Genomic DNA, 23,248 nt, shown 5'->3' on the forward strand with positions numbered 1-23,248 from the left:
CTGTTAGCCTGCAAAATTCTTCAGCGCATCAACGGTGGTTGTGGAGCCGCCGCAGACAATCACCAGCACATTTCTCAGCCCGGCCGCGGGGATTTTTTTGCCGTACAGCAGGGCCAGCGCCGCGCCGCAGGCCGGCTCCACCAGCGTGCGGTGATCGTCAAGAAATGCCAGGCAGGCATCAACGGCTTCACGATCGCTAACGCGCAGCGGGATGACCGGCCTCTCTGCCGCCACGTCAAAAGCACGCTGGCACACCTGACGCGCCCCGAGCGAGGTCGCTATTCCGGACAGTTGCGCAAGCTTGGTCAGGCATCCCGCCTGCAGGGATGCAAAATAAGAAGCCATGCCCTCGGTTTCGGCGGCATATATCGGCACATCGTGCAGCCCGTTACGCCGCAGCCCTTCATCCACCCCGGCGAGCAGCCCGCCGCCACCTACCGCGACGACAACCGCATCCGGGCGCACACCTTCGGCCAGCACCTCATCGATCATCGAGGCATGGCCCTGCCACAGTAGCGGGTCATCAAACGGATGGATAAACACATCATCATTCCCCCGCAGCGATTGCGCCCGTTCGTTGGCTTCTGACCACATGCTGCCATGCACTATGACCTCGGCACCCTCTATGGAGAGCAGATGTTTAGCGCGCGCGGTGGTGGTTTCCGGTACCACCACCACCGTCGGCACGCCAAGCCTGCGCCCGGCATAAGCCACAGCCAGGCCGGCATTACCGCCGGATGAGGTGATGAAACGCTTTGCACCATTGGCATAGTGCTGCTCACAAACATAGCCAATACCGCGCATCTTGAACGATCCGCTGGGCTGTGAGGCTTCCATCTTCAGCCATATGCGCGTGTTTACCAGCTGGCTGAGGGGCAGGGATTCAATCAGCGGGGTAACGATATTCAGGGGCATAACCACGACTCCAGAAAGGAATAACCGGACGATCAGCTGCCCGATTTTTTAAGTTCATCCAAATAGTTATAGATGGTGTAACGCGTAATACCGAGCGCTGCGGCGGCTTTCTCGACGCCGCCTTTCATCAGGAAGATCCCCTTCTCCTGCATCTGCCTGACCGCCAGCAGTCGGGCCTTTTTGCTGTCGGCCCTGCTGCTGCCCGGGCTGAGTTCCGTGGCGCTGGTGATGATGTCGCGCATCAGATCTTCGATATTTTCATGCGCGGCCTCAATGGTATTTTGTCGCGGCGCCGCATCATCCTGCGGGGGAATGGTACGGGTAAGGCTTTGCAAAATATTCAGCGCATCGCTAATGCTCTGGTTATCGACGTTAATGCAGAGTGCGGCAAAAGGCGCTTTCCCCGGGGTGCGATAAAAGGCGGTGCTGCTGCGCAGTGGCGCACCGCTACTGCTGTAGGTGGGGTAATCCAGCATCAGGGTGACCGGCTCAGCGCTCGCATCCATCGCGCTAATAAAGGCTTTGTCACTGCGCAACCCCGCCAGCACCGAGTCCCCTCTGCGCCGCCCGGTCACGTGCGGATTGGCGATTTCGGCAATGGAGAACTCCGGCGAGCGCAGATCGTGCAGCACCACTTCGGTATTGGCAGCAATCACGCTGCCGATAACGCGCACCGCCGCGGCCAGCATCAGCAGGAGATCGTCCTGGTAGCGAGAGTCAGCGAGGTTCATAGCAGATCTCTATTAAACATTATGTTGACGATAATAGCGATAAACGCGTTTAGATCAACATAATGTTGATCTAAACGCGGATCTCTCTGCTTCCGGCCAGGCCGCTGGGAGAATTTGATGATTAACTGGCGGAGCGCGTGTCCCCTGATACAGAGTCGGTGAGTGTCGCCCTCACATGAGGCAGACTCTGAGGATAGTTTTGCTGAACGAACTCAATCATTCTTTCGCGCACGTAGCAGCGCAAATCAAAGGCCGTTGGCGAGTTCTGCGCCGTCATCAATAACCTGATGGTCATGGTTTTTTCATTCGTATCGGTCACCTGCAGTACCTGAGTCTGCTTATCCCACAATTTGGTTTCGCTGAGGATCTGTTCAAAATGCTTACGCAGAGGCTCCAGCGGCATGGAATAATCGAGGTAGAGAAAAACAGAACCTAAAATTTGCGCGTTATTACGCGTCCAGTTCTGGAAGGGATTTTCAGTAAAGTAGGTAATGGGAAGTACCAGCCGACGCAGGTCCCAGATACGCACCACCACATAGGTCAGGTTTATCTCTTCAATCCAGCCCCACTCATTTTCGACCACCACCGCATCATCAATTTTTATCGGCTGCGTAAACGCTATCTGAATGCCGGCAAACAGGTTAACAAGCGACTTCTGCAGGGCAAAACCGATGATGATCCCAGCCACTCCAGCACCGGCCAGAATCGTCGTACCGAATTTGCGCACACTAGGAAAGCTGAGGAGGATCAGCGTCAGGCAGAATGACACCAGCAGCACGATAGCCACTTTCTTAACATACATTATTTGGGTACGAATTTTACGCGCGCGGAGATTATTCGACAGATTAATGTCATAGCGTATAAAAAGCATATCCTGCGCAACGTTGGTCAGGCGAATTAAAATAGAGCAGAATGATAAAATAATAAATATATTAAGCGTGGTGGTAATAAAGCCCAGAGAGCCCGGCTGAATATCAATATAATGGATCCCGACATTGATCAACATCAGGGGAATGAAAAGAAACAGTGAACCACGAAGATGCTTTTCCAGTGATTTAAACAGCTTACGGTCACGGCTCTGCCAGTAGCGGATGAACCTGAGCAGGATAAACCGGGCGAGGAATCCCAGGACGAGTGAGAGCGTGACGAGTAATACGGCAGGCACCCAGGTTGGCGCACCAGATAACTCACCAAATATCATTTGCATCCTTTACCCTTATAGCCAACTAACAACCTCAGGCTGTCAGATAAGTAACAAAATAAGTAACCGTTGTCTTGCCGGTTATCTGCGAAGTGATGATTGGTACAGATGAAACCTTCAAATCCGCTTCGCGACTGTTTGAAAATCTCGAAATGCGCCAACAGCTTAAGGTTAGCACAGATGCACCCCCCTGAAATTCTGGGGGCGACGACCGACTCAGCGTCAGTGAGCAGGCGCGGTTGCCAGCTGGCCGGATGCTTCGTAAGCAACTTTCTTATCCTGACCAGAGGCCTGCGGCTCAAGTACGTATATGGCCTGAACGCTGTTTTCGACCAGCGACAATTCAGGCAGTATGGACACCCGGTAAAACATCAATGAAAAGGGATTTTATGTCGCCAAGATCGCCACTGCTAACGTTACCTCTGCTGACAACCTCGCTATTGCTGCTAACGGGCTGCCCGCCTGCACCAGACCTCACTCAGTGGCAGCGCCCCGATACCGATATCGACGGCGTGCGCGTTGCGATGGGTCAATGCGGCGTGCCCCTCCCCGGCCCCGATATCCCGAAAACCGACAATGAGTCAGTTCTCTATTATCAGTGCATGGAGAAAATGGGTTTTACCCGCAAGGACGGTTTCAAAATTTGCAGCGTTCGCGTCTATCATGATACGCCTGCCTGCCGCAGTCAGGAGCAGGGGCGCCCGTTGAATCAAAGCCAGCTCGAGGCGCTGCCTTTTGTCGCAGACAGAGGGTTCCATCCTATTAAGCCGGATTCCGGCGTGAGCGCGTTCTCCCTGATTAGCTGGCGTCAGGCGGGGGCCTCGCTGCATTTTTCTCATGAAAGTGAAAATGACCGGCAGGCGCTGGTGGTGATGTATCAGTGCGGCTATCCGCAGCCTTTAGGCTCGGTGCCTTACGTGCCGACGCTACGCAAAGCCGCTGAAGTTCAGCGTTGCATGCTGGATAAAGGCTTCGAGCCAAAAAACACGCTCAGTTTGGTCTGCCGCAATTATCCGCAGGTCACCGGCTGCCCTGAGTCGCTTGCCAGGGATTAGCCACTGCAATGGCGGTAATATCACTTTCTGGTACCTTGCAGGGGGACAGCTTACCAATAGTTGTGGTTAAGAGCGGGTTCAGATACCCCTTCAATAGCAACGCCGTTGACGCGTTTAAAAGCGTCGATTCGCCGTTAACCATTACTGAACTTTCAATATCTCCTGCGCGCACCGCAGCCGTCACCTATTCCGTGACTGGCGCGCTGCGCAGTAAGAACAATAGTGGAATGCTAAATAATCAGCACCGAAATGAACAATCCGTCTCTTTGGCCAATTAATCAAGCTGTCGACATATAAACCCCCTACCCAGACTGGTCGAATATAGTTAATGAACATTTTCTGAGTAAGTTTTACCGTATACTCAAAGATTACTCGTCAAAAACGGTGATGCGCGACCGCTATGAAATCGGGTATGATAGTTAAAACGCATTTGCGTCACATAACAGGTAATAGCATTCAGGAAGAGATGAATATGACTACAGGATATTTGCGCCCTATCAATGAAAGAGAGCTTCAGCAATGGCAGGCTTTGTCTCATGACGATTATGTTATCGATTTAATGAAAAGTTTCGACTACCCAAGGAATAAAGCAGAGCAAGAAGCTGCTGAGGCAATTCAGAAAGCATTGCCTCTAGGGCTCAATACGCCACTGCAGTATATTCGCATTTATGAGCACGAACATCATGCTGTAGGCTACCTTTGGTACAGCCTTGAGGAGCGCTCAGCGTTTTTACTGGATGTGATGCTCCTGCCGTCTCACCAGGGAAAGGGGCTTGGAAAGGCCATGATGCAGGCGTTGATTAATGAACTGCGGGATGCAGGCGCCAATGAACTTGAACTTCGCGTCGCGCCGCATAATCAGCGGGCTATATCCCTGTATGAACAAGCTGGTTTTCGTCTGACGGGGCTGGATATGCACCTAACCCTTACTCGATAAATAATAAACCCGGTATATTCTCAGCCCCGATCCTGATCGTTTACCCCGGACAACCTTATACTGGGGTGGCCTGGAAACCGTCATAAAGCCGGAGCAAAGCTTAAGGAGAAGCTTCTCGAAATTAAGAGGTAAGCCTCTCATTTAAACCATTTATCTGATTGTCTCCTGTGGCGGGTTAATAACCGTTGCGCATGGTCGCAACGACCGCCGGCTGTGTAGTTCGCTTACTTGCAGGACCGTAAGGTCGTGCGTACTCAACAACACTTCACCCGGTAGCGCAGTATTTTGCAGGTGAATGCCTGGAGTGAACGCGCTAGTTGAAGCTCAACCGGCTCATCGAGGTAACAACCATTGCGTTTAATTTTGTTCAGCGATCTGACCAACCAATGGGTAATGGAATGCTTCTTACGCAGCCAGAAGACAAATAGATACCGGCGAAGGGCCAGGACATACAGGAAAGCTGGCATTTTATAATTTCATTTACTTTTCATTTACTTCTCATTTAGATAAGCAGAGTATTATGTAACTCGCATGATACCCTCCTCTCTTTAGCTGGAAAGAATTTGAAAATTTTCCCTTCGATAGATATTAATATTTTATAGAAGTATGTTAATGATATTCTGGTTTCGCATTTCACTTGCCACTTTATTGTCAGCAGCATTTGGATTTACATTTCATGTATTATATGGAAGAGGAGTAGCTGCTGAATACATGGATAATGCCATAAAAACGGGCAAGATGGACAGCGTATTACAAGAGCCTTACCCCTCATATATTATAGTTATCGCTGCGTTGACTTCTTTGATACCTACTATAGGAAAGGTTTTTATCTGGTTGTTTGTTCGAGATAAACTCCCTGGAAATAGACTCTTAACTAAAGGATTTGTTTTCACCTGCCTAATGATTATTGCTGACGGAGGATTATTACGCCAGGACTTCATGAATCTCCTTGTAGGAATGCCGATGGATGTTTGGTTTGTACATGGTGCGGAACAATGGATTATTGTTCCAGTTATGTGCTTTCTTATTGTATTTTTATCCCCTAAAAAGATATAAATAAATAATATTGCCAGCATACTTTCTGTAAGCATCCTGATTGATGATTTCAAGTGACCAGCTAAGATCAACCAGACCTTTATCGTTTTCCAGTACTGGTTTTCTGGTTGATTTAGTGATTATCAACCGTGATTGTCATGCGTCTGGAGGCCAGTCATGCACTGAGCAGTACGCCACTGCCATTTCCTGGCACTGTTGCAAAGTTCGCGATGAGGTAGCCTTTTGTCTTATTAATAGGCCTCACATTTCAAAAATTCTGCTTATCAGACGCATTTCGCCCAGGCGGGCATCGACCTTCGCGTTTGAGTAACGCAGCGCACGTCCATAGGTGGGCGCTTTATCCGTGTTGATGGAGCGTGGGATCTGCCACTTCTTCATGTTGTTGAAGATTTTACCCAAGAACCGATATGCCGCCTTGCTGTTACGACGCTGGGAGAGGTAAAAATCGACAGCGCGGCCCATGCTGTCAACTTTGCAGTACCAGCGAACCGCCCATAGGATGTTGTCTCTCTGAAAATGCCGGCCTTTGAATAGGTTCATGTGCTACTCCATCAGCAAATGGAGCGATCACTCTACCACCTACAGATTTTTGCAACAGAGCCCCACAGGTCGGTTTCGGACGTTGAAGCGCAGTCGTCACGCCATTCGGTTATAACAAAAAGCATTATGGCTGGAAGCAACAGGGAGGATCTGTACGAGTGAGTGCCAGGAGCGGACATTGTGGAATGTGTACGAGGCTGGCCGCTATTCCCGATAGTTCACCTCTGATGCTACACTCTTCTCAATTATCATTACCCCAACGAATAAATTAATGACCAGCGCTGATTTCAAACGCCCTAAATTGGAACTCCCAAATGGGGCAGATAAACTGCTTCTACACTCGTGCTGCGCTCCCTGCTCCGGTGAGGTTATGGAGGCGATCCAGGCCTCGGGAATCGACTACACCATTTTCTTCTATAACCCGAACATTCACCCGAAGAAAGAATATCTGCTTCGTAAAGATGAGAATATTCGCTTTGCAGAACAGCATGGTGTTCCGTTTATCGATGCAGATTACGACACGGATAACTGGTTTGAGCGCGCCAAAGGCATGGAATGGGAGCCTGAGCGCGGCATCCGATGCACCATGTGTTTTGACATGCGCTTTGAACGGACGGCGCTATACGCCGCTGAAAATGGCTTCAGCGTGATCAGTAGCTCACTGGGCATTTCGCGCTGGAAAAATATTCAGCAAATCAATGACAGCGGACAGCGGGCCGCCGCGCACTATCAGGGAATAGTGTACTGGGACTATAACTGGCGCAAGCAGGGCGGTTCGTCGCGCATGATTGAAATCAGCAAGCGCGAGCAGTTCTACCAACAGGAATACTGTGGCTGCGTTTATTCGCTGCGTGACAGCAACCTGCACCGCAAATCCCAGGGCCGTCCTCTTATTCAGCTCGGTAAGCTTTACTACGGTAAAGAAGACGAGCAGGCATGATTTTTATGTGACGCCCTCGATGGAGTGACAGTCTTCCTTCTGCTTTCCTTTAACAACTGAATGCGCCACACGGCATGGAACAGTAATTTTTCAGTCATGAGATGGCTGAATGCCGATCTTGGGGTTGTACGCCGCAACACCAGAAAAATTCCGTCACCAAAGCTAAAGACCATCTGAAGCTCAAAAAATAAAAAAACTTTGTGCGCTGCAGGATGAGAGCTAGGTACCGGAACCGCATTTCGAGAAAGTACACTTTACTGCCCCTGACACCGTTCGAATACGCATGAATGTCATCAGTCGTGGTGAAATATTTTTCACCACGACTGATCGCTCTCCTATATAAAGCAATTTCCGGTAGCAGTACCTGCATCACGCGGATTAAGAGTGTCGGGCGCCTCCACCCTCAAAGAGTTCGTCGATAAGTCATATTTACATTCAAATATTTTGATTAAAAAAATATTTAGTTACATTTTAGCTCTAAAAAAAGACACATACTCAAGATACATTACAAAAAGCAGCGTGCATGCCTTCTGCTGGTTTTGATACATGAAAAAGAACTACAAGCTGTGTTCTGATTTCCTTATCGGCATAAAATGGAGTTCGTAGAGTGAGAAAGGGAAAGCTTAATAATTTACTTAGTTGTAAGTATCTCGTAATGACTTCAGTGTTCATGCTTATCCTGATATTCAAATCCGGATCATGTGAAGCGTATGAAGAGATAGACATCCCTGATGTTAGGGCTCTTCTGAACCCGCCTGAAATTTACATTAAAGAAGATACGCTCTTCTACAACGGACAAATCACGGACACATCATTTCTCGTTTTTCTTAAGCTTGTAAATAAACACCCTGCCAAAACTGTATCTATAAGCAGCACCGGTGGCGATGCTGAGAATGCATTGAAAATAGCCAGTTACATCTTCAGTCATGGGATGGATGTCGATGTTCGCAGCGTCTGTGCTTCAGCCTGTGCTAATTATATCTTCCCGGCAGGAAAAAATAAGCACCTGAGTAATGATTCGTACCTCCTGTGGCATGGCGGCCTCAACGGTCCCGACAGGGAGTTAACTGTCACGGGAAACATATCTAAAGAAGATTTTTTGAAACTTGATCAAATCAAGAGGCTGAGAAAAGAAGATGCTGAATTTTATAAAATGATAGATGTAGGTTTACAAGTATCCTTTTGCCCTCAACTGAACCCTGATTATAAAGACAAGTATCCGGAGAAATGGTTTTCATATTCCCCGGAAGACATTGAAAAGTTTGGCATAAAAAACATCCACTATGCCACCTCAGCTTCTCAGTGGGTTGCATCCATGAGAAAAAAGCACGTTATATTCGGAAATTACTGTAATTAGGAGAAACAACAATGCGTGAACTTTCTTTAAATGAAATGAATGTAGTAGCAGGCGGTTTTTCAATTGGCAGCTGTTCCTTTGGCGGTTCTTATTCCTCATCTAAAAACGGGCATGGTGGCTCCTCCACCTCGGGCAGTTTTCACGTGGGATGTAACGTAAACGTACCTGATTCGGCACTGTTGTAAAGTTCGCGATGAGGTAGCCTTTTTTCTTATTAAAAGACCTCACTTCAAAAATTCTGCTTATCAGACGCATTTCGCCCAAGGGGTCACCATAATAAAATTCTGAGGCCTGGCCTTTGCGTAGCGCACGCATCACCTCAATTCCTTTTTTACAGTACCAGCGAACCGCCCATAGGATGATGTCTCTCTGAAAATACCGGCCTTTGAATAGGTTCATGTGCTACTCCATCAGCAAATGGGGCGATAAGTCTACCACCTACAGATTTTTGCAACAGAGCCCATTTACTGGCCTTGGCCTCATTCTAGCGCTGTCATTTCAGAGACTTCATGCTGGAAAACGTAAGGGTCTGACAGCAGCTGAAACTGTTCATCATCCGGGTAGGTCACCGCAACGTGATAATCCTCACCCGCGAATGCTTTTACTGCCGTGAGGTCTAACCAGTAAGTCGCGAGGAAGAAATGCTCCCACTCGCCCTGAGTTGAGCGCCGAACAAATGCTCCCTGATTTCCGGGGGTGTTTTGAGAGTGTTCAATACCGGTTTTCTGCAGGTGTGCGCTGAAGCCTTCAGCATGTTTGAGAGGTACGCAGCCGTGCCAGGTTCTGACGATCATGGGCTATCTCAATCCGTGTTGTTTAGGTATAAAAACCATAATGTTCATGAGATTAACTGGCAAGTTCTTTTATGACATAAAAGATCTGATTACGGCAGACCGATATACATCGTGAAGATTACGGATATGGCTGGGGCGTTAGAGTGTTTAAGAAATCACTGCATAAATAGACAGTGTTATCAATTTTATGAGAGATTCATTGAGAAGAGCAGCACGATTGGTACTGCCCTGATGTAGCAGAGTATTTTTAATTAAGTAGTGTGTTTATGGTATCGAACTGTACTGAAGTGGTTAGGTCACCAAAGTGGAAGGTTCATAAAGAGCCTGTACAGACCAACTAAAGTCAGTATGCCCACGCCAGACAGGCAAAAGCAGAAAAGACTGGCACCCAGGGTCAAGCTAACATCCTTTTTCATCACAATACCTCCTTGAGAACAATATGGTGCAGCAATTAGCGGGCCAAATATAATCGATTTGTAGCCCAGCCGAACGACAAAAAAACTTATTCCGGCATAAATGGATGGATGACTAAAGCCTGGGGTAAGCGATGGTCTTTCACTCCTTGTCAGCAGCTTGGATGAAAGTGAACTGCACGGCATCATGTTACCGCTTTCAGAGTAAGAGTTTGTGCGGAGCGTTGGGACTGACCTGGCGCAACTACCCTCATCAGGCCACTCGCGATTAAGCCTTATGATGCAAACAAAAAAAGCCCGAATAGGATATTAATTCTTCTCAAGAATTCTTATGCAGCATGTTGTGCACTGCCAGCATAATCACACATATCCCTACAAATATCAGAAACCCATATCCCAGCAGATGGAACAGCCAGATACCCGCCACACCACCCAAGAGAAATGCCCCTAACGTCGAGGCGTGCAGCCTGAGTCTTTCAAGATATAGCGGGGCATCTTTAGGGGATTCTTTTCGTCTGACCACATCAAATAACATGGCCAACTCTATACCGATATCCGTAGACGTCCCTGAAATATGCGTTGTTCTGACTCGTGCGTTGGATATTCGCGTCACCACGGCATTCTGTAATCCCATCAGAAAACTCAGGCTCAGGATAAGTATCACGCCTGCTGAAACAGGTTTTAGCCAGATTTCAACCATACCCAGTACGACAAGGCCAATCCCCTCACAAATGATGTTCATGGCATAAACCGCGCGCATGTTTCTTCTGCGACCCGCATTGATCATAAAGGTAGAGAATGCTGAGCCGGCGATGAAAATACAGACAATTTCGAAAAAGAAAATGCCGGGTACCAGGTTGGCTTTAGCAAGGTGATCCGATAGAGAAGAGACGTTACCGGTCATGTTGGCAGAGAAAAAGCCCACAACTTCAAAGGCTGCTGTGTTCAGGGCTCCGGCAACCGCAGCTAGCGTGCAGGCAAGTTTGGTATCTGCACTGTTGCTACGTAGATTTTCAGTACTGATTAACATAGAAGCAGCCGCGTTCAACTGAGGTCATCCTATGTTCCGCTCATTTCAAATCAGGAACAAGACCACAAATTAAAAAAGGAAAATGCTCCGGTTGCTTAAGGCATTGCTGGCGAACGATCTTCACAGGTGCGCAGTTCCGAAAACGCCCCCCGGGTGACAGATGCCTGTCTGTTCATTCATACATACTGAATGAATGTCCACTTATTGTACTACTTCAGCTCAGGTTATGATTAAAGGGTCCGTAGGGAATCAAATTTTTCAATCGGTATAGTGAGGCAGTTATGGATGACGCAGATTTAGCACAGGAATTAGAGCAGGCAATTATCCAATCTTCATTGGTCAGTCGCCAAAAGAGTCCTAAAAGCCCTGACGGTAGGTGCATATGGTGTAAAGACCAGCCTGTAGTTGCCGAAACAGCTTTCTGTTCAGCTGACTGTGGTGTCGACTACAACAAGCACCTTAGAGAAATGAAGCTGCGCGGCACGAGCCCATCGACGCGAGATTCAGGTGATGAAGATTGACCTGCATTGAGTGGCAGGAAGATAGGTTCGGGTGGGTAGTTTTAATGACTCTCAAGTCAATTCCCACTTCAGAACTTCCAGCAAGATTTCGCTGAGGTCAGTGCCGCTATCGCAAGGCTCGTGCAAAAGCTAAGCCATCTGATTCAGAACGCCGAATTTTCGATACTTATGAGTATAGGTATCAGTGCTGGTCTTTCCCGGTAAAGACCTAAAAGTAAAATCAAACGCGGGCGCAGTACCGTTTTTTTGGCCTGACTTTCCTCCCCTTTAACCTGATACCTGCTCTGTACTCATCGAATTATATTAAAGTTTTTCCTAACGCGAGTAGAGTGCTCACGCAGCTTAGGCTGTGTTTGGATTTCCTTTCCCTTGCACGAATTTATGCCTGTGTAACGCCGGCTTTTATCTGCATCTAACGACTTGAGCGAGAGAGGTGCAAAATCGTAACGATGAAAATTAATCATAATAGCACGCTATCTAATAGCGCATTAATGAACTACCTTTAAGAAAGGATCCATTGCTGGTTCCATTTAGGGTGCAGATTATACCGCCGGCAGCTTGCCGGTTTTTTTTGCCTAAAATTGCAATTATAACTGGCACTACTAAACTCAAATTGACACAAGATAGTGTCAACCTCATAGAGCCATGGCTCTGCGTAACAAGGATTTTCGCCCGCCATAACTTTTGCGGGCAATTTTTTTGCATATTTTAGTGCCAGATTAGACTGGTTTTACTGGCGCATCACCTGCACTATTGTTACCAGGTAAGAGATTGATCTCTATCTAGCGCGATGCGGTTCTGAGCCTTTACTTAGTTCATTTCAGGCACGCAACGTCGCAAGTTGTGCATGGCGAGCTCCATCACAACCACGTTCAATAAAGCCAGATTATATAGAACTGTAATTAGGCTGAGTTTTATACAGTTTGGGGAAGGGTTGTGGGGACGTTTAGAGGAAAAGTTTTCTCGGGGTGAAACGATGGCGGGAACACGCGGTCCCCGCCGACAAACACCATTACATGTGTTTGATCATCGCGTCGCCAAACTCTGAAGATTTCAGCAGCTTAGCGCCATCCATCAGGCGCTCAAAGTCATAGGTCACGGTTTTGGCAGCGATTGCGCCTTCCATGCCTTTAACGATCAGGTCTGCGGCTTCGAACCACTCCATATGGCGCAGCATCATCTCTGCGGACAGGATAACGGAACCTGGGTTCACTTTATCCTGGCCTGCATACTTAGGTGCGGTGCCATGGGTGGCTTCAAACAGTGCACATTCGTCACCGATGTTAGCACCCGGAGCAATACCGATACCGCCAACCTGCGCCGCCAGGGCATCAGAAATGTAGTCACCGTTCAGGTTCATACAGGCGATAACGTCATACTCGGCCGGGCGCAGCAGGATCTGCTGCAGGAATGCATCGGCGATCACGTCTTTAACCACGATCTCTTTGCCGGTGTTCGGGTTCTTGATTTTCATCCATGGGCCGCCATCGATCAGCTCGCCGCCGAACTCTTCTTTCGCCAACTGGTAACCCCAATCTTTGAAAGCGCCTTCGGTGAACTTCATGATGTTGCCTTTGTGAACCAGGGTAACGGAATCACGGTCATTAGTGATAGCGTATTCGATGGCAGCGCGAACCAGGCGTTTGGTGCCTGCTTCAGAGCACGGCTTCACGCCGATACCACACTGCTCAGGGAAGCGAATTTTCTTCACGCCCATCTCATCACGCAGGAACTTGATGACTTTATCTGCTTCCGCGCTACCCGCTTTCCATTCGATACCTGCATAGATATCTTCGGAGTTCTCGCGGAAAATAACCATGTCGGTCTCTTCCGGGCGTTTAACCGGGCTTGGTGTGCCGGTGTAGTAACGGACAGGACGCAGGCAGATGTACAGATCCAGCTGCTGACGCAGGGCAACGTTCAGGGAACGAATACCGCCGCCGACCGGGGTGGTCAGTGGGCCTTTGATGGCTACGCGATATTCTTTAATCAGTTCGAGAGTTTCTTCTGGCAGCCAAACATCCTGGCCATAAAGCTCTACCGATTTCTCACCGGTATAAATTTCCATCCAGGAAATCTTACGCTCACCGTTGTAAGCCTTCTGCACAGCGGCATCGACAACTTTAATCATCACTGGAGACACGTCAACGCCAATGCCATCACCTTCGATAAACGGGATGATTGGATTGTTTGGTACGTTGAGTTTTCCCTGGACCAGGGTGATTTTCTGACCTTCCGCCGGAACAACTACTTTGCTTTCCATTAACCTCTCCTATCGAGCGCTTTTTTGTTAATGATTTGTAAGATGCGCGTCAATACTACTTGAATATTGACTCCGCGCCAATCTTCTCGGGTTTGCGGTATAATGCGCCTATTGTTACCAAGTGCAAAGACTATGCGAAAAACTCCCGTTACGAATCACCGCCTTAAACGTTTCAGCCAGCGTAAAGTCGCACCGATCGTGGACAAAGGCCCGCGTACCGTGGTGCTGTTTAATAAGCCTTTTGACGTGCTGCCGCAGTTCACGGATGAAGCCGGGCGCGCCACGCTGAAGGATTATGTTCCGCTGCCGGGTATCTACGCCGCCGGGCGTCTTGACCGCGACAGCGAGGGGCTGATGGTGCTGACCAACGATGGCGCACTGCAGGCGAAGCTTACGCAGCCGGGTAAACGCACCGGGAAAATTTATTATGTTCAGGTGGAAGGCGACCCGCAGGAGAGCGACATTCAGCCACTGCGCACTGGCGTAAATCTGAAAGATGGCCCTACTCTACCTGCACAGGTAGAAAAAGTGGCCGCTCCGGAGTGGTTGTGGGATCGTCAACCGCCCATTCGTGAACGCAAGGCCATCCCGACCTGCTGGCTGAAAATCACCCTGTTTGAAGGGCGCAACCGCCAGGTACGCAGGATGACCGCACATATTGGCTTCCCGACTTTGCGTCTGATCCGCTATTCAATGGGGGCACTGCAACTCAACGGGCTGGCCCCCGGCGAATGGCGCGATATCAGCAGTGAAATCTGACGACTTCGCGTGTGACAACCCATGCGCTTTAACCTAATGGAGAGCACCATGTTTAAACCGCACGTAACCGTAGCCACCGTGGTCCAGGCCGAAGGGCTGTTTCTGGTGGTGGAGGAGCGGGTGCGCGGGCGTGCCACGCTGAATCAGCCTGCCGGGCATCTGGAAGCCGATGAAACGCTGCTGCAGGCCGCCGTTCGCGAACTGTCCGAGGAGACCGGTATTGATGCCGTACCGCAGGCTTTCTTACGCCTGCACCAGTGGATAGCGCCGGATAACACCCCGTTTTTACGCTTCCTGTTCGCACTCGACCTGCCAAAAGCTGTGGAAACTTATCCGCAGGACCGTGATATCGACCGCTGCTGGTGGCTGCCGCCGGAGGAAATTATCACTTCGCGCAAGCTGCGTTCGCCGCTGGTGGCGGAAAGCCTGCAGATTTACCTGAGCGCCCCGCGCTACCCGCTGGAGATCCTCAGCGCTTTCCAGTGGCCGTTTAGCGAGAGTGCGCTGATCGCCGACGCATGATAGAATGCGCCGCAATTTTATCAGAGTCGCCTTTAACGACTCCTTAAAACTTAAAGTCGGGTAATTCATGTCAAACAGCTCTAACAGCCAAAAAAAAGTGATCGTCGGGATGTCCGGCGGTGTTGACTCCTCCGTTTCCGCCTGGCTGCTGATGCAGCAGGGCTATCAGGTTGAAGGCCTGTTTATGAAAAACTGGGAGGAGGACGATGGCGAAGAGTACTGCACGGCGGCGGAAGATTTAGCCGACGCGCAGGCAGTCTGTGACAAACTCGGGATTTATCTGCACACGGTCAACTTTGCCGCCGAATACTGGGACAACGTGTTCGAGCACTTCCTGGCGGAGTACAAAGCTGGCCGCACGCCAAATCCGGATATTCTCTGCAACAAAGAGATCAAGTTTAAAGCCTTCCTCGAATTTGCCGCCGAAGACCTGGGTGCCGACTATATCGCTACCGGTCACTACGTGCGCCGCGCGGATGTGGACGGCAAAAGCCGCCTGCTGCGCGGTCTTGACGGCAACAAAGACCAGAGTTACTTCCTCTACACCCTCGGCCATGAGCAGATTGCACAAAGTCTGTTCCCGGTGGGTGAACTAGAGAAACCCGAAGTGCGCCGCATTGCCGAGCAGCTGGAGCTGGTGACCGCGAAGAAGAAAGATTCAACCGGTATCTGCTTTATCGGCGAGCGCAAATTTACCGAGTTCCTCGGGCGCTATCTTCCCGCGCAGCCAGGGCCGATTGTTTCCACAGAGGGCGATACCGTAGGCCAGCATCAGGGGCTGATGTATCATACGCTCGGCCAGCGTAAAGGGCTGGGCATCGGCGGCACTAAAGACGGCAATGAAGAGCCGTGGTACGTGGTCGATAAAGACGTCGCCGGCAATACGCTGGTGGTGGCGCAGGGCCACGATCACCCGCGCCTGATGTCGGTGGGCCTGATTGCCCAACAGCTGCACTGGGTTGACCGCGAAGTGCTGAGCGCCCCGCTGCGCTGCATGGTGAAAACCCGCTATCGCCAGGAAGATATCCCCTGCACCGTGACCCCGATCGATGCAGACCGCATCGAAGTGCGTTTTGACCAGCCGGTTGCCGCAGTGACGCCAGGCCAGTCAGCGGTATTTTATCTCGATGAAGTTTGCCTTGGTGGCGGCATTATCGAACAGCGCCTGCCGCTGGTAAACGCGTAATTCGGTCCGCATACAGGAGTAAACGTGGCGAAGAACTATTATGATATTACTCTGGCGCTGGCGGGCATCTGCCAGTCCGCTCACCTGGTGCAACAGCTGGCGCATCAGGGCCAGTGCCCGCCGGACGCGCTGAAAATCACGCTGAACAGCCTGCTGGACCTCAATCCGTCCTCCACGCTGGCGGTGTACGGTGACAATGAAGCCAATTTGCAGTTTGGCCTGGAAACCCTGATTGCGGTGCTGAACAGCAACAGCCGCCAGGGCCTGGGCGCCGAGCTGACGCGTTATACCCTGAGCATGATGGTGCTGGAGCGTAAGCTCAACGCCAGTAAAAGCGCGCTGAATGAGCTTTCAACCCGCATCGCCCAGCTCGATCGTCAGCTGGCGCACTACGGTCTGGAGTCCGATACCCTGCTGAGCGCCATGGCCGCAATTTATGTCGACGTAATCAGCCCGCTCGGCCCGCGCATTCAGGTCACCGGTTCTCCGGCGGTTCTGCAAAATGCCCAGGTGCAGAGTAAAGTTCGAGCCTCACTGCTGGCGGGTATCCGCGCAGCAGTGCTGTGGCAGCAGGTCGGCGGTGGCCGCCTGCAGCTGATGTTCTCCCGTAACCGCTTAGTCAACGAGGCGAAAGCGATTCTGGCCCGCATCAACGGGACCGCAACCTGATTTTTTTAAACCGATCTGGAGCAGCAACAATGGAATTATCCTCTCTGACCGCCGTCTCACCTGTTGATGGTCGTTATGGTGACAAAGTCAGCCCACTGCGTAGCATTTTCAGCGAATTTGGCCTGCTGAAATTCCGCGTTGAGGTTGAAGTTCGCTGGTTACAGAAACTGGCCGAAACCGCTGTAATCAAGGAAGTTCCTGCATTTGACGCCGACGCAAACGCTTTCCTTGATGCCATTGTCAGCAATTTCAGTGAAGCTGACGCTGCGCGCATTAAAACCATCGAGCGTACCACCAATCACGATGTGAAAGCCGTCGAATACTTCCTGAAAGAGAAAGTTGAAGCCGTCCCTGCCCTGCACGCGGTATCTGAATTTATTCACTTCGCCTGTACCTCTGAAGATATCAATAACCTGTCGCACGCGCTGATGCTGGAAACCGCTCGCCGTGAGGTGATTGTGCCTTACTGGAACAAAATCATCGCCGCAGTGAAAGACCTGGCGGTGCAGTACCGGGATATTCCGCTGCTGTCACGTACCCACGGCCAGCCAGCCACCCCGTCCACGCTGGGCAAAGAGATGGCGAACGTCGCTTACCGCTTCGAACGCCAGCTGCGCCAGCTGGAACGCATCGAAATGCTGGGTAAAATTAACGGTGCTGTCGGTAACTATAACGCCCACATTGCGGCCTATCCGGAAGTGGACTGGCATCAGCTGAGTGAAGAGTTCGTCACTTCCCTGGGCATTACCTGGAACCCGTACACCACGCAGATCGAACCGCATGACTATATCGCCGAGCTGTTTGACTGCATGGCGCGCTTTAACACCATCCTGATCGATTTCGATCGCGACGTCTGGGGCTACATTGCGCTGAACCACTTCAAGCAGAAAACCATTGCCGGTGAAATCGGTTCTTCTACTATGCCGCACAAGGTTAACCCCATCGACTTCGAAAACTCAGAAGGTAACCTGGGCCTGGCGAACGCGGTGATGCAGCATCTGGCAAGCAAACTGCCGGTATCCCGCTGGCAGCGCGACCTGACCGACTCCACCGTGCTGCGCAACCTTGGCGTGGGCGTGGGCTATGCGCTGATTGCTTACCAGGCAACGCTGAAAGGCATCTCCAAGCTGGAAGTGAACCGCGACCGCCTGCTGGACGAGCTGGACCACAACTGGGAAGTACTGGCCGAGCCAATCCAGACCGTCATGCGCCGTTACGGCATCGAGAAGCCTTATGAGAAGCTGAAAGAGCTGACTCGCGGCAAGCGTGTCGATGCGGAAGGCATGAAGGTGTTTATCGACGGTCTGGCGCTGCCGGAAGAAGAGAAAACCCGCCTGAAAGCGATGACGCCAGCGAACTACATTGGCCGTGCTGTGCAGATGGTTGACGACCTGAAGTAACCCCTCCCCACGCGGGCTGGCGCTAGTCAGCCCGTGTTAAGCTGCTGTTTATCTGCTTCCTCCTATACTCAAGGCAGTTTATGCTGTCGACTCCGGCAGTTCTTTGTTTAAGGATTAGATTATGCGTGTGTTAGTTGTGGAAGATAATCCACTGCTGCGTCATCATCTTGCGGTTCAGCTGCGTGAGATGGGTCATCAGGTGGACGCCGCCGAGGGCGCGAAAGAAGCTGACTATTTTCTCAATGAGCACACTCCGGATATCACGCTGGTCGACCTCGGCCTGCCTGATGAAGACGGCATGGCGATGATCCGCCGCTGGCGCAGCCAGGAAGTGCGTCAGCCGATTCTGGTGCTGACCGCGCGCGACGGCTGGCAGGCAAAGGTCGAAGCGCTGGAAGCCGGTGCCGATGACTACGTCACTAAACCGTTCCATATCGAAGAAGTGGTGGCGCGCATGCAGGCGCTGATGCGCCGCAATAGCGGGCTGGCCTCACAGATTATTACCCTGCACCCTTTCCAGGTGGATCTCTCGCGCCGCGAGCTGACCATCAACGACAACCACATTAAGCTGACCGCCTTTGAGTACACCATCATCGAAACCCTGATCCGCAATGCCGGAAAAGTGGTGAGTAAAGATTCGCTGATGCTGCAGCTCTACCCCGATGCTGAACTGCGCGAAAGCCACACCATCGACGTACTGATGGGGCGCCTGCGCAAAAAAATGCAGGCGGAGCATCCGCTGGAAGTGATCACCACGGTGCGCGGTCAGGGCTACCGCTTCGACCTGTAAATGCGCTTTAGCTGGCGCCGAAGAAAACCGCTCTCGCTGCGGGTCCGTTTCCTGCTTGCTACCGCTGCGGTAGTGTTAACCATGTCTCTCTCCTACGGCATGGTTGCCGTGGTGGGCTATGTCGTTAGCTTTGATAAGAATACCTACCGCGTTCTGCGCAGCGAAAGTAACCTGTTTTTTACCCTTGCTCAGTGGCAGGACAATAAGCTCAGTATCGTGCAGCCGGAGCGGATGAGCCTCAATTTTCCGGCGCTGGTATTTATCTATGACGATCGCGGCAACCTGCTGTGGCAGCAGCGCGACGTGCCGGATATCCGTAGCAAAATCCGCCGTGAATGGCTGAATAAATCTGACTTTTACGAAATCGATACCAATAACCATACCAGCCGCGAAGTGCTCGGCAATGACCGTGATGCGCAGAATAAGCTGACCGCCTATGACGACGACGGGGATGACACCTTTACGCACTCGGTGGCGGTTAACCGCTATGAAGCCACGACTACCCTGCCGGAACTGACCATTGTAGTGGTCGACTCAATCCCGCAGGAGCTTCAGCACTCGGACGTGGTCTGGTCGTGGTTCAGCTATGTACTGCTGGCCAACCTGCTGCTGATTATTCCGCTGCTGTGGCTGGCGGCGCACTGGAGCCTGCGCCCGATTGGCGCGCTGGCGGGCCAGGTGCGCGAACTGGAGAGCGGCAGCCGTGAAACGCTCGATCCCGCGCCGCCGCAGGAGCTGAAAGGGCTGGTGCGCAACCTGAATATGCTGCTGGATAACGAACGTCAGCGCCATACCCGCTATCGCACGACTCTGAGCGACCTGACCCACAGCCTGAAAACGCCGCTGGCGGTATTGCAGACCACGCTGCGTTCACTGCGCGGTGGGCAAAACCTGTCGGTGGAGCAGGCTGAGCCGATAATGCTGGAGCAGATCAGCCGTATCTCGCAGCAGATTGGCTATTATCTGCACCGCGCCAGCATGCAGGCGGATCACCACGCGCTGAAGCGCGATCTGCACTCCGTCCCTGCCCTGCTCGACAGCCTCTGCTCCGCGCTGAACAAGGTTTATCAGCGCAAAGGCGTGGTGCTGACGCTGGATATCTCTCCCGAGCTGATTTTCGTCGGTGAACAGAACGACTTTATGGAAGTGATGGGCAACGTGCTGGATAACGCCTGTAAATACTGCCTGGAGTTTGTGGAGATAACCGCCCGTCAGACCGACAACTCACTCCACCTGATTGTTGAGGACGATGGCCCCGGCATCCCGGAAAATAAACGCGATCTGGTGTTTATTCGCGGCCAGCGCGCCGACACCCTGCGCCCCGGCCAGGGGCTGGGCCTGTCGCTGGCACGTGATATTCTGGAACAGTACGCCGGTGATATCATCGCCAGCGCCAGCCCGTTGGGTGGCGCCCGCATGGAGGTGATCTTCGAGCGCCAGGAACCCCTGCACAAGCACGAGTGACAGATTTCTGCGCGAGGGTACACAGCGACTGCCGCGCACTGTTATAATCGTTTCACTTTCGCGTTTCAGGAAATCATCATGGATTATCAGCTCGATCTCAACTGGCCCGACTTTATTCAGCGCTACTGGCAGAAACGCCCGGTAGTGCTGAAACGCGGCTTTAAAAACTTCGTTGACCCGATCTCCCCGGATGAACTGGCCGGCCTGGCGATGGAAAACGAAGTCGACAGCCGACTGGTCAGCCACCAGGATGGAAAATGGCAGGTCGCTCACGGCCCGTTCGAGAGCTATGACCATCTTGGCGAGAACAACTGGTCGCTGCTGGTACAGGCGGTCGATCACTGGCATGAAGCGTCTGCCGCGCTGATGCACCCCTTCCGCACAATCCCCGACTGGCGCATGGACGATCTGATGATCTCCTTCTCGGTGCCGGGCGGCGGCGTGGGGCCGCATTTCGACCAGTATGACGTATTTATCATTCAGGGCACCGGCCGTCGTCGCTGGCGCGTGGGTGAAAAAACCGAACTGAAACAGCACTGTCCACATCCCGACCTGCTGCAGGTGGAGCCGTTCGAGGCGATCATTGATGAAGAGCTGGAGCCGGGCGATATTCTCTATATTCCGCCAGGATTCCCGCATGAGGGCTATTCGCTGGAAAATGCGATTAACTACTCGGTGGGATTCCGTGCGCCAAGCGGGCGTGAGCTGATCAGCGGCTTTGCCGACTACGTGCTGGCCCGCGAACTGGGCAGCCGCCGCTTCAGCGACCCGGACGTGCAGCCACGCGAGCATCACGCCGAAATTCTGCCCGCGGAGCTGGCGGGCATTCGCGCCATGATGCTGGAAGTGATTGACCAGCCGCAGCACTTTAATCAGTGGTTCGGCGAGTTTATCTCCCAGTCGCGTCACGAACTGGACATCGCGCCGCCGGAGCCGCCATATCAGCCGGATGAGATTTACGATGCGCTTCAGCAGGGCGATAAACTGTCACGCCTGGGCGGTCTGCGCGTGGTGTCGATCGGTGAAGCGGTGTTTATCAACGGTGAGCAGGTGGAATCCCCGCACCGTGCTGCCCTCACTGCGCTGGCCAATCAGCTGACGCTCGGCCAGGAACAGCTTGGTGATGCGCTCGACGATCCGTCATTCCTTGCGCAGCTTGCCGCGTTGGTGAACAGCGGATACTGGTATTTCCCCGAGGAAGAGTAAACCTTTGCGGGGCGGCCCCTCTTTTCCGGTCCGCCCGCAGGTCCCACCGTTGACACGGGGCGACCGAAACAAAAGGTCGTCCCCTACGAAATCTTGCCCTCGTAGGGGCGGCCCCTCTTTTTCGCTCAGCCCGCAGGTCCCACCGTTGACGCGGGGCGACCGAAATAAAAGGTCGCCCCCTACGAAATCTTGCCCTCGTAGGGGCTGACCCTCTTTTTGGGTCAGCCCGCAGACCCTGCCGTTTTCGCCTGTTCCGCCGCCAGCGCCGCAATGCGCACAATCACCTGTACAGCCCGCTCCATATTATCCAGCGAGGCAAATTCATGCCTGCCGTGATAGTTGTAGCCGCCGGTAAACAGGTTCGGGCATGGCAAGCCCATAAATGACAGCTGCGCGCCATCGGTGCCGCCGCGGATCGGTTTCACCTGCGGGGTAATATCGCAGTCGCGCATCGCCTGCAGCGCCAGCTCGATACTCTGCGGGCAGGCTTCCACCTTTTCACGCATATTGTAATAGCTGTCCTCGACCAGCAGCTCAATCCCCGCCGCGGCAGGCAGCGTCTGTTCCAGCCGTGCGGCGATTTCCGCCAGCAGCTGCTTACGCTGGCTGAAGCCGCTACGCGAGAAGTCACGCACAATGTAGTGCAGCTCGGCACGATCGACCGCGCCCTTGATCCCGTGCAGATGGTAGAAGCCTTCGTAACCGGCGGTTTTCTCCGGCACCTCATCTTCCGGCAGCTCTCGGTGGAAACGCATCGCCACGTCCAGCGCGTTAACCATTACCCCTTTTGCAGTTCCGGGATGCACATTATTGCCGGTGATCTTTACCGTCACCGAGGCCGCATTAAAGTTCTCGTACTCGAACTCGCCCATGCCACCGCCGTCAACGGTATAGGCCCAGTCAGCGCCGAATGCCGCCACGTCAAAGTTGTGAATGCCTTTACCAATCTCTTCATCCGGGGTAAACGCTACGCGCACTTCACCATGCTCAACGCCGCCCTGCGTTAAGTGCGCCAGCGCGGTCATGATCTCGGCAATACCGGCTTTATCATCAGCGCCAAGCAGGGTTTTGCCATCGGTGGTGATCAAGGTATGGCCGATCAGCTCGTGCAGCACCGGGAACATCACCGGGGAGAGGATCTCATCGCCAACGCCGAGCGCGATATCGCCCCCGCGGTAGTTTTCAATCACCTGCGGATTGACGTTTTTGGCGGTAAAATCCGGCGAGGTATCCATATGCGAAATAAACCCGATCGCCGGCGTAGGCCAGCTGACGTTGGACGGCAGCGTCGCCATGACAATACCCTGCTTGCTGCAGCGGATATCCTGCATGCCAAGCGCTCTCAGCTCTTCACACAGTATCTGCGCCAGGCGTAGCTGCCCCTCGGAGCTGGGTATCTGACGCACGTTAACTTTTGATTGCGACTCCACGGATACATAGTTTAAGAAGCGATTGAGTAAGTTGTTCATCTGTCGTCCCTCTGAATGCCAGCGTTTATT

Annotated in this window: 20 protein-coding genes and 2 pseudogenes; 13 read left to right on the plus strand and 9 right to left on the minus strand. The window is 52.2% G+C overall.

What is annotated here, in order from left to right:
• Positions 1 to 3: 3 nt before the first annotated feature.
• The 3 genes from ID864_RS16095 to ID864_RS16105 all read right to left on the minus strand — a co-directional run bounded on the left by ID864_RS16095 (position 4) and on the right by ID864_RS16105 (position 2,853).
• Positions 4 to 915, minus strand: a complete 912-nt coding sequence (locus tag ID864_RS16095) for a pyridoxal-phosphate dependent enzyme (RefSeq protein ID WP_191150083.1) — start codon at positions 913 to 915, stop codon at positions 4 to 6.
• Between the two features lie 32 nt (positions 916 to 947).
• The gene (locus tag ID864_RS16100; RefSeq protein ID WP_048916303.1) at positions 948 to 1,646 is read right to left on the minus strand and encodes a helix-turn-helix transcriptional regulator; all 699 of its coding nucleotides are present in this window, start codon (positions 1,644 to 1,646) and stop codon (positions 948 to 950) included.
• A gap of 121 nt (positions 1,647 to 1,767) precedes the next feature.
• Positions 1,768 to 2,853, minus strand: coding sequence for a mechanosensitive ion channel family protein (locus ID864_RS16105; RefSeq protein ID WP_048916304.1), 1,086 nt, complete (start codon positions 2,851 to 2,853; stop codon positions 1,768 to 1,770).
• 383 nt (positions 2,854 to 3,236) lie between these two features.
• Here ID864_RS16105 and ID864_RS16110 point away from each other — a divergent pair, with 383 nt between their 5' ends.
• The 3 genes from ID864_RS16110 (at position 3,237) to ID864_RS16120 (ending at position 5,895) form a co-directional block, all read left to right on the plus strand.
• Positions 3,237 to 3,902 (plus strand): hypothetical protein, encoded by a 666-nt coding sequence (locus ID864_RS16110; protein WP_099754160.1) that lies wholly within the window; start codon positions 3,237 to 3,239, stop codon positions 3,900 to 3,902.
• Positions 3,903 to 4,314: 412 nt separating this feature from the next.
• Positions 4,315 to 4,839, plus strand: a complete 525-nt coding sequence (locus ID864_RS16115; protein WP_224750532.1) for a GNAT family N-acetyltransferase — start codon at positions 4,315 to 4,317, stop codon at positions 4,837 to 4,839.
• A gap of 612 nt (positions 4,840 to 5,451) precedes the next feature.
• Positions 5,452 to 5,895, plus strand: coding sequence for a hypothetical protein (locus tag ID864_RS16120; RefSeq protein ID WP_143355001.1), 444 nt, complete (start codon positions 5,452 to 5,454; stop codon positions 5,893 to 5,895).
• Between the two features lie 283 nt (positions 5,896 to 6,178).
• Here the strand turns inward: ID864_RS16120 and ID864_RS16125 are convergent.
• A pseudogene (locus ID864_RS16125) lies at positions 6,179 to 6,435 on the minus strand (DDE-type integrase/transposase/recombinase); the annotation flags it as partial.
• A gap of 271 nt (positions 6,436 to 6,706) precedes the next feature.
• Here ID864_RS16125 and ID864_RS16130 point away from each other — a divergent pair.
• Complete coding sequence (locus ID864_RS16130) at positions 6,707 to 7,375, plus strand: epoxyqueuosine reductase QueH (protein WP_099754146.1); 669 nt, start codon at positions 6,707 to 6,709, stop codon at positions 7,373 to 7,375.
• A gap of 655 nt (positions 7,376 to 8,030) precedes the next feature.
• On the plus strand, positions 8,031 to 8,732 hold the full coding sequence (locus ID864_RS16135) for a hypothetical protein (RefSeq protein WP_191150084.1): 702 nt from the start codon (positions 8,031 to 8,033) through the stop codon (positions 8,730 to 8,732).
• A gap of 225 nt (positions 8,733 to 8,957) precedes the next feature.
• Here the strand turns inward: ID864_RS16135 and ID864_RS16140 are convergent.
• From ID864_RS16140 to icd, 4 genes and pseudogenes are all read right to left on the minus strand, one after another.
• Positions 8,958 to 9,062, minus strand: a pseudogene (locus ID864_RS16140) (IS6 family transposase); the annotation flags it as partial.
• 149 nt (positions 9,063 to 9,211) lie between these two features.
• Positions 9,212 to 9,526 (minus strand): hypothetical protein, encoded by a 315-nt coding sequence (locus ID864_RS16145; RefSeq protein ID WP_048916321.1) that lies wholly within the window; start codon positions 9,524 to 9,526, stop codon positions 9,212 to 9,214.
• Between the two features lie 732 nt (positions 9,527 to 10,258).
• Positions 10,259 to 10,969 (minus strand): YoaK family protein, encoded by a 711-nt coding sequence (locus ID864_RS16150; protein WP_048916322.1) that lies wholly within the window; start codon positions 10,967 to 10,969, stop codon positions 10,259 to 10,261.
• Between the two features lie 1,533 nt (positions 10,970 to 12,502).
• The gene (gene icd, locus ID864_RS16155) at positions 12,503 to 13,753 is read right to left on the minus strand and encodes an NADP-dependent isocitrate dehydrogenase (RefSeq protein ID WP_048916323.1); all 1,251 of its coding nucleotides are present in this window, start codon (positions 13,751 to 13,753) and stop codon (positions 12,503 to 12,505) included.
• 102 nt (positions 13,754 to 13,855) lie between these two features.
• On the opposite strand from icd, the gene rluE reads away from it, so the two are divergent.
• From rluE to ID864_RS16195, 8 genes are all read left to right on the plus strand, one after another.
• Entirely contained in the window at positions 13,856 to 14,512 is a 657-nt protein-coding gene (rluE, locus tag ID864_RS16160; RefSeq protein ID WP_099754445.1) for a 23S rRNA pseudouridine(2457) synthase RluE, read from the plus strand.
• A gap of 48 nt (positions 14,513 to 14,560) precedes the next feature.
• Positions 14,561 to 15,034, plus strand: coding sequence for an NUDIX domain-containing protein (locus ID864_RS16165; protein WP_048916325.1), 474 nt, complete (start codon positions 14,561 to 14,563; stop codon positions 15,032 to 15,034).
• A 67-nt stretch (positions 15,035 to 15,101) separates the two neighbouring features.
• The gene (gene mnmA, locus ID864_RS16170) at positions 15,102 to 16,220 is read left to right on the plus strand and encodes a tRNA 2-thiouridine(34) synthase MnmA (protein WP_048916326.1); all 1,119 of its coding nucleotides are present in this window, start codon (positions 15,102 to 15,104) and stop codon (positions 16,218 to 16,220) included.
• Positions 16,221 to 16,244: 24 nt separating this feature from the next.
• Positions 16,245 to 16,889 carry a high frequency lysogenization protein HflD gene (gene hflD, locus ID864_RS16175; RefSeq protein WP_048916327.1) on the plus strand — a complete coding sequence of 215 codons (645 nt, stop codon included), beginning with the start codon at positions 16,245 to 16,247 and terminating at the stop codon, positions 16,887 to 16,889.
• 29 nt (positions 16,890 to 16,918) lie between these two features.
• A complete protein-coding gene (purB, locus tag ID864_RS16180) occupies positions 16,919 to 18,289 on the plus strand; it encodes an adenylosuccinate lyase (protein WP_048916328.1) in 1,371 nt (456 codons plus the stop codon).
• Positions 18,290 to 18,410: 121 nt separating this feature from the next.
• Positions 18,411 to 19,079 carry a two-component system response regulator PhoP gene (phoP, locus tag ID864_RS16185; RefSeq protein ID WP_048916329.1) on the plus strand — a complete coding sequence of 223 codons (669 nt, stop codon included), beginning with the start codon at positions 18,411 to 18,413 and terminating at the stop codon, positions 19,077 to 19,079.
• Complete coding sequence (gene phoQ / locus ID864_RS16190; protein ID WP_048916330.1) at positions 19,080 to 20,543, plus strand: two-component system sensor histidine kinase PhoQ; 1,464 nt, start codon at positions 19,080 to 19,082, stop codon at positions 20,541 to 20,543.
• A gap of 78 nt (positions 20,544 to 20,621) precedes the next feature.
• A complete protein-coding gene (locus ID864_RS16195; protein WP_048916331.1) occupies positions 20,622 to 21,749 on the plus strand; it encodes a ribosomal protein uL16 3-hydroxylase in 1,128 nt (375 codons plus the stop codon).
• A gap of 221 nt (positions 21,750 to 21,970) precedes the next feature.
• Here ID864_RS16195 and pepT read toward each other — a convergent pair whose 3' ends face one another.
• On the minus strand, positions 21,971 to 23,218 hold the full coding sequence (pepT, locus tag ID864_RS16200) for a peptidase T (RefSeq protein ID WP_099754443.1): 1,248 nt from the start codon (positions 23,216 to 23,218) through the stop codon (positions 21,971 to 21,973).
• Between the last annotated feature and the right edge of the window lie 30 nt (positions 23,219 to 23,248).

The sequence above is a fragment of the Erwinia aphidicola genome (assembly GCF_014773485.1).
GTDB lineage: Bacteria > Pseudomonadota > Gammaproteobacteria > Enterobacterales > Enterobacteriaceae > Erwinia > Erwinia aphidicola.

Coding starts and splice junctions, on each gene's coding strand:
- ID864_RS16095 (WP_191150083.1), bottom strand. CDS start 915: ATGCCCCTGAATATCGTTACCCCGCTGATTGAATCCCTGCCCCTCAGC.
- ID864_RS16130 (WP_099754146.1), top strand. CDS start 6,707: ATGACCAGCGCTGATTTCAAACGCCCTAAATTGGAACTCCCAAATGGG.
- rluE (WP_099754445.1), top strand. CDS start 13,856: ATGCGCCTATTGTTACCAAGTGCAAAGACTATGCGAAAAACTCCCGTT.
- ID864_RS16100 (WP_048916303.1), bottom strand. CDS start 1,646: ATGAACCTCGCTGACTCTCGCTACCAGGACGATCTCCTGCTGATGCTG.
- ID864_RS16145 (WP_048916321.1), bottom strand. CDS start 9,526: ATGATCGTCAGAACCTGGCACGGCTGCGTACCTCTCAAACATGCTGAA.
- ID864_RS16105 (WP_048916304.1), bottom strand. CDS start 2,853: ATGCAAATGATATTTGGTGAGTTATCTGGTGCGCCAACCTGGGTGCCT.
- ID864_RS16195 (WP_048916331.1), top strand. CDS start 20,622: ATGGATTATCAGCTCGATCTCAACTGGCCCGACTTTATTCAGCGCTAC.
- phoP (WP_048916329.1), top strand. CDS start 18,411: ATGCGTGTGTTAGTTGTGGAAGATAATCCACTGCTGCGTCATCATCTT.
- ID864_RS16120 (WP_143355001.1), top strand. CDS start 5,452: ATGATATTCTGGTTTCGCATTTCACTTGCCACTTTATTGTCAGCAGCA.
- ID864_RS16135 (WP_191150084.1), top strand. CDS start 8,031: ATGACTTCAGTGTTCATGCTTATCCTGATATTCAAATCCGGATCATGT.
- icd (WP_048916323.1), bottom strand. CDS start 13,753: ATGGAAAGCAAAGTAGTTGTTCCGGCGGAAGGTCAGAAAATCACCCTG.
- ID864_RS16110 (WP_099754160.1), top strand. CDS start 3,237: ATGTCGCCAAGATCGCCACTGCTAACGTTACCTCTGCTGACAACCTCG.
- mnmA (WP_048916326.1), top strand. CDS start 15,102: ATGTCAAACAGCTCTAACAGCCAAAAAAAAGTGATCGTCGGGATGTCC.
- ID864_RS16115 (WP_224750532.1), top strand. CDS start 4,315: ATGATAGTTAAAACGCATTTGCGTCACATAACAGGTAATAGCATTCAG.
- ID864_RS16165 (WP_048916325.1), top strand. CDS start 14,561: ATGTTTAAACCGCACGTAACCGTAGCCACCGTGGTCCAGGCCGAAGGG.
- phoQ (WP_048916330.1), top strand. CDS start 19,080: ATGCGCTTTAGCTGGCGCCGAAGAAAACCGCTCTCGCTGCGGGTCCGT.
- ID864_RS16150 (WP_048916322.1), bottom strand. CDS start 10,969: ATGTTAATCAGTACTGAAAATCTACGTAGCAACAGTGCAGATACCAAA.
- pepT (WP_099754443.1), bottom strand. CDS start 23,218: ATGAACAACTTACTCAATCGCTTCTTAAACTATGTATCCGTGGAGTCG.
- purB (WP_048916328.1), top strand. CDS start 16,919: ATGGAATTATCCTCTCTGACCGCCGTCTCACCTGTTGATGGTCGTTAT.